The organism is Candidatus Zixiibacteriota bacterium, from assembly GCA_034003725.1.
Taxonomy (GTDB): Bacteria; Zixibacteria; MSB-5A5; order GN15; family FEB-12; genus WJMS01.
In genome coordinates, this window is the sequence record JAVEYB010000011.1 from 53757 (window position 1) to 66081 (window position 12325).

Consider the following 12325-nt stretch of genomic DNA (forward strand, 5'->3'; position numbering starts at 1 on the left):
GAAGATCGGGCTAGTCGGCAGGCTTCAGGTCCACGACCGTCGCTCCCCATGAGCCGCCGGAGCCGCCTTCATGCCGGTATGAGACGACATCCGGATGTTCGGCCAGAAGGGACTGCACGATTCGCCGCTGAACGCCCTTGCCTTTGCCGTGTACGATGCGGAGTTGGTGGATTCCCCGATCGCGGCAGACCCGAATGTATTCGGTCACTACTTCGCGGGTTTCGTCGGGGGCAAACTGGTGCAGATCGAGCGTACCGTCGATAGGATAGTCGATCGGCGCATCTTCGTTTTCGGGTCGGGTCACGTTCCATTCCCTTTGCAGGCAGGCTGTTAGCAGTGTCACAATATAGCCGGTCCGGGCTTGCCTGAAACCGGATTTTTGCCTATTTTGCGCCACTGTTCCATAACCTACCACCAAGAAAGCGGAGTCAGTAAATGACTACTACCACCACACAAATGCCGCCCGCCCCGACCTGGGATCTCGACAGCATTTTCCCCGGCGGCTCGTCATCGGCCGAGCTTGCGGCGTACCGTGACAAAGTCAAAAAAGACTTCATGTCGTTCGAGAAAGATATCAAGAACCTTCCGGTTACGCTCGATGACAGCACGGCGCCGGTGTGGAGCAGGACAATTCTGGCACTGGCCGATCTTGTAGACCGCCTGGGCCTGATCTCATCATTTTCGCACTGCCTCGTGTCACAAAACGTCAAAGACAGCAAGGCGCATGCGATCGAGGGGGAGTCGGACGCTCTGATCGCCGAGTGGCAGAAGTGCAAGACGATTCTGCAGATCATGGCCGGCAAGCAGTCTGACGCCGCGTGGGAGAAGCTGGTCAGTTCCGATGCGCTCAAAGAACAGCGCTTTTATCTGGACGAGATGCGCAACCAGGCCAAAGAGAAGATGTCGCCCGAGATGGAGTCGTTGGCGCTGGAACTGGCGGTGAACGGCTACCATGCCTGGAACAAGCTGTATGACAAGATGGCCGGCGATTTGTCGGTCGAATTCGAGCAGAACGGCTCGACCCGGACGATTTCACTGGGGCAGCTTGCCACGAAGATGGCCGATCCGGACCGCGCCATTCGCAAGCAGGCATTCGCAAAACTGACCGCAGCGTGGGAGTCACGCGAGGAGCTCGCGGCCATGACCTTAAACGCCCTCGGCGGGTTCCGGCTGTCGGTCTACAAAAACCGCGGCTGGGAGAACAACCTGCACGAGGCGCTGCAGATGGCGCGGATCAAGCAGCGCACGCTCGACGCCATGTGGGCGGTCGTGGCGCGCGAAAAGGACCGTCTCATCCCCTATGTCGATGCCAAGAAGAAGCTGCTCGGGATAGAGAAGTACGCCTGGTACGATCAGTTTGCCCCGTGTGGTGCGGTCGACAAGCTGTACAGCTACGATCAGGCGGCGGAGTTCATCTACAAAAACGAACGAGACTTCTCGAAGGACATGGCCGAGTTCGCGAAGATGGCGGTGGAGAAGCGGTGGATCGAGGCCGAGGATCGGGGCGGCAAGGCCGGCGGCGGTTATTGCACGCGGTTCGGTCCGTTCAAGCAGTCCCGGATATTCATGACCTACGCCAACACGTATGAAAACCTGCTGACGCTGGCGCACGAGCTTGGACACGCCTATCACGGCTGGGTGCTCAGAGACAAGCCGATATTCGCGCAGGACTACCCGATGACGCTTGCGGAGACGGCGTCGATATTCGCCGAGCTTCTGGTTACCGATGCGGCGCTGCAGGCATGCGACGATCCGCAGGAGAAACTGATGCTGCTCGACCAGAAGCTGCAGCAACCGTACACGCTTTTCTGCGACATCCGCACCCGCTTCCTGTTTGAGACGTCGTATTACGCCGAACGCAGGAACGGCATAGTCGGCGCCGAGCGGCTTCGCGAGTTGATGATCGCGGCGCAGAAGGAGGCGTTTGGTCCGATGCTGGATCAGTCGGGATACCATCCGTTATTCTGGTGCTCGAAGCTGCACTTTTACATCAGCGACGTGCCGTTTTACAACTTCCCGTATACGTTCGGATTTTTGTTTGCGATCGGCGTCTACGACCGGGCGAAAAAGGAAGGGTCGGCGTTCGCGGACAAGTACCGCGCCCTGCTGGCCGACACCGGTTCGATGACGACCGAGCAGGTCGCCATGAAGCATCTCGGAGTCGATTTGACGAAGGAAGACTTCTGGACGGACGCGGCACGGCGCGCGACTGCCGATGTCGACGAGTTTGTCCGGCTGGCGGCGGGGAAGTAGACGATGCCGTCGGGCGAAGCGATCCGGCCCGAAGGCGGGCTGTGGAAGGACTCGCTGGGTGAGCGGGCGGTTGTCGAGCTCGGGCTGGCAATCGCCCGGGTACACAAGCGATTCGACGCGGAGGGGTTTGCCCTGCGGGTAATCGGGGACGATTACCTCGGTCGCGAACTCAAAGACCGCACGCGCACGATTGCGCGCCACCTTCGGGACTTCCTTCCGAAGGACTACGCCCGGGCGGTGGGTGTGCTGGTCAAGACGGCGCCGCATGTCGACACGTTCCAAAACTGGGCGCTGACGTCATACGTCGAGCAGTTCGGACTGGACTACTTCGAGGAGTCCGTGGCCGCGATGAAGGCGCTGACCCCGTTTTCCACCTGCGAATTTGCGATTCGTCCTTACATGAATCGGTACACGGAGAGGATGCTTCCCGTGCTGCACGACTGGGCGGCCGACACGAACGAGCACGTACGGCGACTGGCGGCCGAGGGCTCTCGACCGCGCGGCGTCTGGACCGAACATATCACGGCATTTCGAAAGAACCCCGGACCCGTACTGGAGCTTCTGGAAAAGCTGAAAGCGGACCCGTCGCTGTACGTGCGCAAAGCGGTCGCCAACAATCTCAACGACATTTCGAAGGACCATCCGGATCTCGTCATAAAAACGGCGCTTCGCTGGCAAAAAGACAAACACAAGGACACCAACTGGATTGTCCGACACGCCTGCCGTTCGCTGATCAGACGGGGACACCCGGAGGTCTTCCCCGTGTTTGGATTCAGTTATCCTCCGAAGGTCGAGGTGCGGAACCTGACGATTACTCCGAAGCGGGTGAAAGTCGGTGGGGAGATGGCATTCAGTTTTGTCGTGAAGGCGGCCGGGTCGAAAAGCCAGAAGCTGGCGATTGACTATTCCGTCCATTACGTGAAGGCCAACGGCAAGACAGCGCCGAAGCTGTTCAAACTGACGGAGAAATCGCTCAAACCGGGCGAGGCGATCGAGGTGCGTTCCAGGCATTCATTTCTCGATCGTTCCACCCGCACGCATCGGCCGGGCGGGCACGCGATCGACATTATCATTAATGGTATCCGGCAGGCCGGCGGCACTTTCACGGTGACCGAATAGGGCCGCCGCGTCACCCGATAACCTTCCGTTTTTTAAGGCGTTACCGGCTCGGTTCGACTCTTCGGAGGTGGCCGTCGGCGCCGGTCATGCCTGTTCACCGATCTCCTATCTATTTAGGAATCGCGTGAAACAATAACTTCGTCCATCCCGTAGACTTCTGTAGCCAACAGCAGATTCGTCTTAAACAGCAGATTCACACTGGTCGGGAGAGCAGTCTTACATGAAGAAAATCATTCTGATCGCTATTGTACTGGTCGTGGTGGTGGCGGCCGTGGCGTTTTTCGCCAATGACGGGTCGGCCAAGAAAGAGGACGAAGTCAAGACGGTCGAGGTGACCCGCGGGTCGATCGTAGACAAGGCCCTCGCGATCGGGCAGATCGAGCCGGAGTACGAAATTGCGGTGAAGTCCAAGGTGGCCGGAATAGTCCGGACCGTCTATGTCGAGATCGGCGACCAGGTCAAGGTGGGGGATCCGCTGTTCGACGTCAAGCCGGATCCGACGCCGGTGGAATATGCGAATGCCAAGCGTGAAGTGGAGCTGTTCCAGGTCGCTTTCGATCAGACCGCCCGCGAGCACGACCGCGCTTCACAGCTCCGCGACAAACAGTTGATCTCGAAGCAGGAATTCGAAACCAGCCTCGCTGCCTACGAGGACGCGGAACTTCGACTCAAACTATCCCGTGAAAAGCTCGCCCTGATCGAGTCGGGCAGTACGGAAATCGCCGATCGCACCATCGACAACATCATCAAGTCTCCGATCACCGGAACGGTGTTGTCGCTGCTGGTTGAGGAGGGGGATCCCGTCGTCCCGTTGACGTCGTATCAGGCCGGAACGGAGCTCGCGACGCTGGCGAAGATGGACGATCTCATTTTCAAGGGTACGGTGGACGAGATCGATGTCGGCAAGCTGCGCGAGGGGATGAGGGTTGACGTTGAGATCGGCGCCCTGCCAAACGAGAAGTTGACGGGCGTGTTGGAGAAGATTTCGCCGAAAGCGCGCAAGGCCGACGGCGCGACGCTGTTTGACGTGGAGATCGTGTTCGATGAAGTCAGCCGCGGGTTCCTTCGCGCCGGCTACAGCGCCAACGCCGACGTCATTATCAACAAGGCCGAGGATATCCTTCTGGTACCGGAGCGGCTGGTTGCGTTCACGGACTCGGTTCCGTCGGTGGAGGTACGCGACACGCTCGGCAACATCGAAAAGCGGGACATCGAGACCGGTCTTTCCGACGGCATCAATATCCAGGTCGTTGCCGGACTCTCCGAGGGCGAGCTGGTGGTGGAACGTCCGCCCAAAGAAATCAAGCCCTGGGATTAATCTCGAGTCCGAATCGAAGCCGCTATGTTGCCACTTATCACACTCAAGCAATTCTGGAACGACCTTCGTCGGCAGAAGCTTCGCAGCGCCCTGACCATGTTCGGCATTTTCTGGGGCACGTGTTCGATCGTCCTGCTGTTCGCGTTCGGCAAGGGGATCGGAGACGCGCAGCTCAAGAGTCAGAAGGGGATGGGCGACAATATCGCCATTTTCTGGCCGGGCATTACGGCCAAGGAGTTTCGCGGGTTGCCGAAGGGACGGCATATCCAGCCGACCGAGGACGACGTTACGTTGATCAGGGAGAAGTCGGTGACGATCGGCCGGATATCGCCGGAGTTTCGCCGCTGGAACCAGACGATCAAGCGCGGCCGCAACTCCAGCCTTCGCATGCTGGTCGGATGCTGGCCCGAATTCGGCGATATGCGCAACCTGATCCCGCAGGCCGGGTCGCGATTTATTAATGAAATGGACCTGAAGGAACGGCGCCGGGTCGTTTTTATCGGCAATCTGCTGAAGGAGGACCTGTTCGGCCAGAACGAGGCGGTCGGCGAGCAGATCGAGATCAACGGCATGCCGTTTACGGTTATCGGGGTCATGAAGGACAAAAAGCAGAATTCCTCGTACGGCAGTCGAGACAGCCGGGTGGCGTTTATCCCGGCGTCGACATTCGGCACGATGTACTCCGCGCGCTGGATGAGCAATTTCGTGGTCCAGGCCAAAAAAGAGTACAGCATGGCGCAGGCCCGGCAGGAGATCTACGACATACTCGGCGCCCGGTACAAGTTTGATCCCGAGGACCGCGAGGCGCTCGCGGTCTGGGATACCACGCGCGGATTCGAATTCCTCAAGACATTCTTCACAGCCTTCCAGTGGTTTCTGGTCGGTATCGGGATCTCCACGCTCATCACCGGCGGGATCGGCGTATCGAACATCATGAATGTCGTACTGGAGGAGCGCACGAAAGAGATCGGAATCAAGATGGCGCTGGGCGCCCGCAAGGGATACATCCTGCTGCAGTTCGTGCTCGAGACCCTGTTGATTACGGCGGTCGGGGGCGTTTTGGGGTTTCTGTTCGCGTGGCTGCTGGTCTCCCTTGTTCCGAGTTTCGGATTAACGGATTTCATCGGCGTTCCCCAGGTTAATCTCAACATCGGCGTGCTGGTGATCCTGCTGCTTGGAGTGGTGGGCTTTTTTGCGGGGATTTTCCCGGCCCGCCGCGCCGCGAACCTCCAGCCGGTACAGGCTCTCAAGCTTTTCTAGGTGGCGCATGAATTTCACGATGATGTACAACCTGTTCGTCCGCGACTTCCGCAAGCAAAAGAAGCGCATCACGCTGACCCTGGTGGCGCTCGCCTGGGGGACGATGTCGATCATGTTGCTGTTGGCGTTCGGCGAGGGGCTGCACCGGCAGATGGCGCTCAACGAGCGCGGTCTCGGCAACAATATCGGTGTGTTGTGGGGCGGTCAGACGACAAAAGCATTCAAGGGGCTGGGCAAGGGTCGGCCGATCCGATTTGTCGCTGAAGACCCGGAGTACATTGCCGCTCGTATCCCGGAGATCAAGCAGATTGCGGGAGAGTATCACCGGTGGGGCGTGCAGATCCGTCACGGCGAGATGATCGTCAGCGAACACATCACGGGAATCCACCCGAGTTACGAAGACATGCGTTTTCATATCCCGCAGTCCGGGGGTCGCATGATCAATCAGATCGACATGGACAAACGTCGTCGCGTGGCGTTCCTCGGTTGGGATCTGAAGGAGCGGTTGTTCGGGGAGAGCGACGCTATCGGCAAACAGATACTGGTCAACTCCATTCCGTTCACCGTGATCGGGGTCATGGCGGAGAAGATGCAGATGAGCAGCTACGAAGGAATGGATGAAGACTTGCTCGCGATGCCGTCGACCACGTTCAAGGCGATTTTCGGCGATCCGTGGCTGGACAATATCGTCTACCAGCCGCACGATCCCGGCGACATGCCGGCGATCGAGAAGAAACTTTACGAGATACTCGGCGCCAAATACAAGTTCGACCCGACCGACGATCGCGCGCTCTCTATCTGGGACGTGGTTGCGGGACAGCAGGAGTTTGCAAACATCATGATCGGCATCAAGATGTTTCTTGGGATAATCGGATCGCTGACGCTGCTCATCGCCGGCGTCGGGGTGGCCAATATCATGTATGTATCGATCAAAGAGCGCACGCGCGAGATCGGCATCAAGATGGCGGTCGGCGCCAAGAGGAAGCTCATCCTGTCGCAATTCCTGACTGAAGCCGTGATGATTACGTTCACCGGGGGAGCGGTCGGCATGACGATCAGCTACCTGCTGACGGAGGGTTTCAAGCGCGTGCCGCTCGGTCCGGAGGCGGCCGATGTGATAGATTTTATGGGTCGGCCGACCGTATCGTTCGAAATCGGCCTGATCGTTGTGGGGATACTCGGTCTTATGGGGCTTTTGTCGGGCCTGTTCCCCGCCATGCGAGCGGCGTCGGTGAACCCGGTGGAGTCGCTTCGTTATGAGTAATAGTATGTCAACCCGTTACGTCGAAAACGCCACAGGGGTAAATGAGACCATGACTGAGACGATTATCGATATGCGCAGCGTGCGCAAAGCATACAAGACGGGCCGGGTGACGTTCGAGGCCCTCAAGGGTGTTGACTGTCACATCAAGCGGGGCGAGTTTGTCGGCGTGGTCGGCCCATCGGGTTCGGGCAAATCGACGCTGATGAACATTATGGGATGTCTTGATGTCCCGACCGACGGCGAGTACCGTCTCGAGGGACAGATGGTCAATACCATGTCGGCGAACCAGCTGGCCGACATCCGCAACCGCACGGTCGGGTTTGTTTTTCAGGCCTTCAACCTGTTGCCATACGCAACGGCGTTCGAGAATGTCGAAGTCCCGCTGCTCTTCGCCAAAGTGGGCGGAAGAAAACGTCGCGAGCGCGTGGTGGAGCTGCTGTCTCGTGTCGGCCTCGCCGACAAGCTCAGCAACCGGCCGACCGAGATGTCGGGCGGTGAGATGCAGCGGGTGGCTATCGCCCGTGCGCTTGCCAACGAGCCGGACATCATTCTCGCCGACGAGCCGACGGGGAATCTGGATTCTAAATCCGGGGAAGCGATCGTCAGGTTGTTCGATGAACTTCACGAGTCGGGGAAGACAATCGTCATCATCACGCACGACGCCAATATCGCCAAACACGGTCAGCGGATAATCCGCATCAAAGACGGCCTGATCGAAACCAACGGCAATCTGAAGTAAGCTGCGCGGGCCGGCGTTCGGCGGGCTGCCGGTGGCTAGTCCGGCTGCGGTTTGAAGCGATAGAGTTTGCCGTCGAATGCCAGAACGTACAACTCGTTGTTCTGGTCGGTTCCAAACGACGATATTGACAGGCCGGAATCCAGCAATCGAGTCACGCTCGCGTTCCCGGATTCGTAGGAGAGTCCCCACATCCGCCCGGAGAGAAAGTCCGCGTAAATATAGATGCCTGCCAGCGACCCAACGAGGTTCCCTCGATACACGTACCCGCCGGTGATGGATTTGCCTTCGTTGTGGGAGTATTCGGCTATCGGAAGGATCAGCCCGGCGGTATCGCATTCTTGAGCATTGTAGCACCGGGATCCTTCCATGATGTTCCAGCCGTAGTTGCCTCCGGCGACGATAAGGTCCACTTCCTCGATCTGGTTCTGCCCGACATCGGCCGCCCACAGTTGCCCGGTGGGCGGGTCAAACGAGAACCTCCAGGGGTTACGCAGCCCCCACGCATAGATTTCCTCGGCAAAGCCTTCGGTATTTCCCGCATACGGATTGTCCCGAGGAATGCCGTACGCTTTTCCGCCTGACGGGTTGTCGATATCGATGCGGAGAATGCTACCAAGCAGGGTTCGCCGGTCCTGACCGTTGTCCTGCGGGTCCCCGGCGCTGCCGCCGTCGCCGACGCCGATGTAGAGGTATCCGTCGGGCCCGAACTTGAGGCAACCGCCGTTGTGATTGGAATAGGGTTGCCGAAAGGAGAGAATCTCAAACTCGCTGGCGGCATCGGCGCTGTCGGGATTGGAGGCGCTGACCGAAAAGCGGCTGATCACGGTACGGTCCGGGCCGGCGGCAGTATAGTTCACGTAGAAATAACCGTTGGCGGCATACTCGGGATGAAACGCGAGTCCCAGCAGCCCCTCCTCCCAGCCCGCATCGTCGACCCGCGACGTAATGTCAAGAAAGAGCGTTCGCACGTTCGTTGCGGAGTCGTTTTCAATCACCCAGATTCGTCCGGGCTGCTCGACGACGAAGAGACGGTTCGTACCGTCATCGGGCCACGCCAGATCCAAAGGCTGCTCGAACGTCAGGTTGGGGAAAGCGGGTTCCAGCCGCACGGCGGCTGTGATGTGTGTGCCGTTCTCGGTAGTGCTTTCGGACGAGCAGCCGGCGAACAGGACCACAGACCACAACATCAGGCATATCTTCCGAATCATATTGTCCTCGCGGGTGCAGAATGACCGATCCGTTTTCCGTACAACACTACCGGTGCGTGGCCGGTTCGGCAGTTTCGGAACGGGAGGTCCAGCTGATTGCCCGGAAGCCGCCCGTGACGGTATAGGCGAGGATAATGATCGATATCCATCGGATAGCGCCGGAGCGTACGTCGAAGCGGTGCAGGAGAAACTGCGTGAGGGTGACGGAGCCGGTCTGACGCGAATGCTTTCGCAGCCGTTCGGCGAGAACGAACCAGTTGAACAGGTATCCGGCGGCGATACCGGGCACGATCCAGAAGGCGGCCATGCCCGTGGCAAACGCCTCACCCACCAGTCCCAGCATGACCCAGCCGGATTCCGACGATGCCGACGCCGAAAGGGCGGCCGCCCAGGGGCCGAGTTCGCGGTTGGCCAGGACAAAGTCGTCCTCGGTTTTCTTGCGCAGCCTGGTGGAATACAGCCCCACCCCGATGAAAAACAGGGAGTACACGACGAACGATGCGATGAGTAAGGTCTGATTGTCCACAGCGGTCCCTCCTTCGCTCACCCGATCCGGTCGACCGGGGCGTGCGCGTTCCGACAAATTCCGGAGCATGTCGGTGGCGGTCAACTATTTTCTGAGATTGACGACTGTATCGATCTATGCCATCGTATTCAGTGGCCGGGCGGAGTGTTATTCTGCATCCGTGTGAATAGAGGATACGAAATCTCCGTGAATGGGAAAAACTTTCCGGATGTTTCGTTGACAAAACCGAAAAATGGTGTATCTTGTCCTCGCTCACATCATTTCCCCCCTGGAAACCCTGTCTGTCAACCCCTCCTTGTGTGCTCAAACCCCAGACAGGGTTTCTGCTGTCTGGAACGGTCGCGAGAGTGACGCTGCAGTCTGAGCGAGCCCGGAGGTGAACGGATTGCCCACGGAGGGCCGTTATCCGGCATTACCGGAGGGCTGTCGGTCAGCCAGCAACACCTCCGTGCAGGATTCCCTTGAGAGTACAGGACCAAGCACAGGGAGCTCTCACATGCGACACGCCTGTTTTCGGTTTTTCATTGCCGCACTGTGTGGATGCGTCGCCACCGCGAACGCAACCAGCAGTTATCCGCCGCCCACCACCATCCAGGTCACTGCTTTTCTGGAATTGAACAACGAGGAGCAATCGTTTATGTTTCCGGTTGACAGTTCGGTGGTGGTCGCAAATTGGCGGGACTTTCGATTAGGCTACCGCCAGATTGGTGTCGGTCGCTCTGTCGACGGCGGCGAGACCTTCGCCAGCAACTATCGCATTACCTTCAGCTCAATGTCGCCGAACTATTTGAAGAACAGCGAACCGGGGCAACCCCTCGCGTGGCTTGACCCCGACACGGTCTCAGGGGGAATCTTGTATCCGCAAACGGCCGATTCGCGCGCCGGTTTACTTGGCGAGCATATTGCGGTGAGCGCCTGTTATGACAAGATCAGCGCCGTCTGGACAGATTCCCGCCCCGGCGACGCCGCAATTGGTCACTCCCGAAAACGGTCAGTTCACATCGAACAATCAGCCGACTTTTGCGTGGCTGGAATCTTCGGAAAACTATCGCCTGGAGATATCGCCGGTGAACTGGATCTATCCGACCTGTTCGCCCTCGTCAATTTCCTCTTCCTCGGAGGCGCCTCCCCGGCCGACTGTCTCTGACAGCGCCAATCACGACGATGCTATGCGGTTTGCGAGCGGGTCGTTTATCATAGAAATGCGGAGCCGGTCATCGCAATCGGCTCCGCATTTTTGGCGCAGAGCGCCTCTGATCAAGGCTTGGCGGGGTCGGTCACTCGCTTGACTGCATCTCGATCTGGATAGTGGTCTGGTCGCCGTCACGCGTCACGGTGAGGCCATCCAATTCGAATCCCTGGGCGGCAAGCTGTTCACGAATCTCAGCTTCGATATCAGCCTCGCTCAGCCCTGGGCCTACGGTGATAGTCACCTGACGGAAGTGCTCCTGAACCTGCGCCAACAGTGAACCGGAGGTGTTGGCGACGATCGGTTCGATCGCCGGCTCTGCGTCCGATCCGGTGATTGTCCGGAACAGAACGGCAACTTCCGAGGCCGCCATTCGATCCGGAAGACCCGTCAGGCCATAGGTGAACGTCTCTCCCGTCTGGCTGAAGTTCATAGAAGCCTCGGAATAGCCGAGAGCCCTGACAGCCCTGGTGACGTTGTTTGCCATGGTCACGGTCTCCGGCGACAGGCCGCTGTAGGTGACGGAGTATCCGGTAACCACGCTGTAGGAAAATGGGACGAGGGCAACAAACAGAAATGCGCAGATCGCCACCGCCAGCGAGACACTGGTTTTTGGGTGTGAACGGATGGTACGGAATACGGTTGTCATGATGGAAGTCTCCTTCGCTTCCTGCCCGGCCGCCTGCGCCTCGATCCGAGCCTTCAGAAAGGCCAGGGGAGTGGGCTCTCCCGTTGATTCCGTGCGCGCCGCCTTCAGTGACGCGCTGAGAATCCGTTCGGATTGACTGGCGTCATTCGGGGGGTCGTTCGCTTCCGGGTAACGCATACGCGGCTCCATCGGTAACAGGGTGTTCGGGTTGAGTCAGACAGCGCTCGATCGCTCGGCGCATTTTCTCGCGGGACCGGGCGAGCCGTGCCTTGATGGTGCCCTCGGGACGGCCGGCCATCGCTGCCAGATCGGCAACCGACCATCCTTCGAGTTCATACAGGCACACCAGCGCTCTATCTTCGGCGGAGAGAACAGCCAGACCGCGCTGGAGCCAGCGGCGGGCGGCATGCGCCTCGGCAGGATCAGGGCCCGCAGAGGGTTCGATTGCGTGACCGGTCAGGGACACCCGGCGACGCCACCAGGGGGTGCGGTTCCGGTTCCGGTAGGTATTCACCAGGATCCGGTACAGCCACGGTCGGAACGAGCCGGGGTCGCGAAGCGAATCGAACTTGCGCAGGGCCGTCAGCAGACCTTCCTGATACAGGTCGTCGCCGTCGTCCGAGCCACGGGCGAGCCGTCGGCAAAACGCCTCGGCGCGCCGGTGTTCGGGCTCCAGCAGCCGCCAGAACAGGTCGTGCGCGTTGTGCTGGTCTGTTCGTCTCATACCTTCGTACGTAAGACACGCGGAGCGCGGGAACGGTTGCAGGAAGCGAAGAGAAATAAAGGGAGCCGGCCGGGCA

General features: G+C 59.1%; 12 protein-coding genes. 7 read left to right on the forward strand and 5 right to left on the reverse strand.

Going from position 1 to position 12325, the window contains the following annotated elements; genetic code table 11:
- Positions 1–10 precede the first annotated feature (10 nt).
- A complete protein-coding gene (locus tag RBT76_12270; protein ID MDX9858559.1) occupies positions 11–304 on the reverse strand; it encodes a Smr/MutS family protein in 294 nt (97 codons plus the stop codon).
- A 131-nt stretch (positions 305–435) separates the two neighbouring features.
- Between RBT76_12270 and RBT76_12275 the strand changes: the two genes are divergently transcribed.
- The 6 genes from RBT76_12275 (at position 436) to RBT76_12300 (ending at position 7953) form a co-directional block, all read left to right on the forward strand.
- A complete protein-coding gene (locus tag RBT76_12275) occupies positions 436–2253 on the forward strand; it encodes a M3 family oligoendopeptidase (protein MDX9858560.1) in 1818 nt (605 codons plus the stop codon).
- Positions 2254–2256: 3 nt separating this feature from the next.
- Positions 2257–3372 (forward strand): DNA alkylation repair protein, encoded by a 1116-nt coding sequence (locus RBT76_12280; GenBank protein MDX9858561.1) that lies wholly within the window; start codon positions 2257–2259, stop codon positions 3370–3372.
- Between the two features lie 220 nt (positions 3373–3592).
- On the forward strand, positions 3593–4690 hold the full coding sequence (locus RBT76_12285) for an efflux RND transporter periplasmic adaptor subunit (protein ID MDX9858562.1): 1098 nt from the start codon (positions 3593–3595) through the stop codon (positions 4688–4690).
- Positions 4691–4714: 24 nt separating this feature from the next.
- On the forward strand, positions 4715–5950 hold the full coding sequence (locus RBT76_12290; GenBank protein MDX9858563.1) for an ABC transporter permease: 1236 nt from the start codon (positions 4715–4717) through the stop codon (positions 5948–5950).
- Between the two features lie 7 nt (positions 5951–5957).
- Entirely contained in the window at positions 5958–7214 is a 1257-nt protein-coding gene (locus RBT76_12295) for an ABC transporter permease (protein MDX9858564.1), read from the forward strand.
- A gap of 4 nt (positions 7215–7218) precedes the next feature.
- Positions 7219–7953, forward strand: coding sequence for an ABC transporter ATP-binding protein (locus tag RBT76_12300; GenBank protein ID MDX9858565.1), 735 nt, complete (start codon positions 7219–7221; stop codon positions 7951–7953).
- Positions 7954–7988: 35 nt separating this feature from the next.
- Here the strand turns inward: RBT76_12300 and RBT76_12305 are convergent, their stop codons facing one another.
- Positions 7989–9161 carry a PQQ-dependent sugar dehydrogenase gene (locus RBT76_12305; protein ID MDX9858566.1) on the reverse strand — a complete coding sequence of 391 codons (1173 nt, stop codon included), beginning with the start codon at positions 9159–9161 and terminating at the stop codon, positions 7989–7991.
- A gap of 46 nt (positions 9162–9207) precedes the next feature.
- Positions 9208–9687, reverse strand: a complete 480-nt coding sequence (locus tag RBT76_12310) for a hypothetical protein (GenBank protein MDX9858567.1) — start codon at positions 9685–9687, stop codon at positions 9208–9210.
- Between the two features lie 496 nt (positions 9688–10183).
- On the opposite strand from RBT76_12310, the gene RBT76_12315 reads away from it, so the two are divergent.
- Entirely contained in the window at positions 10184–10834 is a 651-nt protein-coding gene (locus RBT76_12315; GenBank protein MDX9858568.1) for a hypothetical protein, read from the forward strand.
- Between the two features lie 130 nt (positions 10835–10964).
- Here the strand turns inward: RBT76_12315 and RBT76_12320 are convergent, their stop codons facing one another.
- Positions 10965–11702: a hypothetical protein gene (locus RBT76_12320; GenBank protein MDX9858569.1), complete on the reverse strand. Its 738-nt coding sequence runs from the start codon at positions 11700–11702 to the stop codon at positions 10965–10967.
- Positions 11668–12249 carry an RNA polymerase sigma factor gene (locus tag RBT76_12325; GenBank protein MDX9858570.1) on the reverse strand — a complete coding sequence of 194 codons (582 nt, stop codon included), beginning with the start codon at positions 12247–12249 and terminating at the stop codon, positions 11668–11670. Before RBT76_12325 ends, RBT76_12320 begins: the two co-directional genes overlap by 35 nt.
- Positions 12250–12325: the final 76 nt, after the last annotated feature.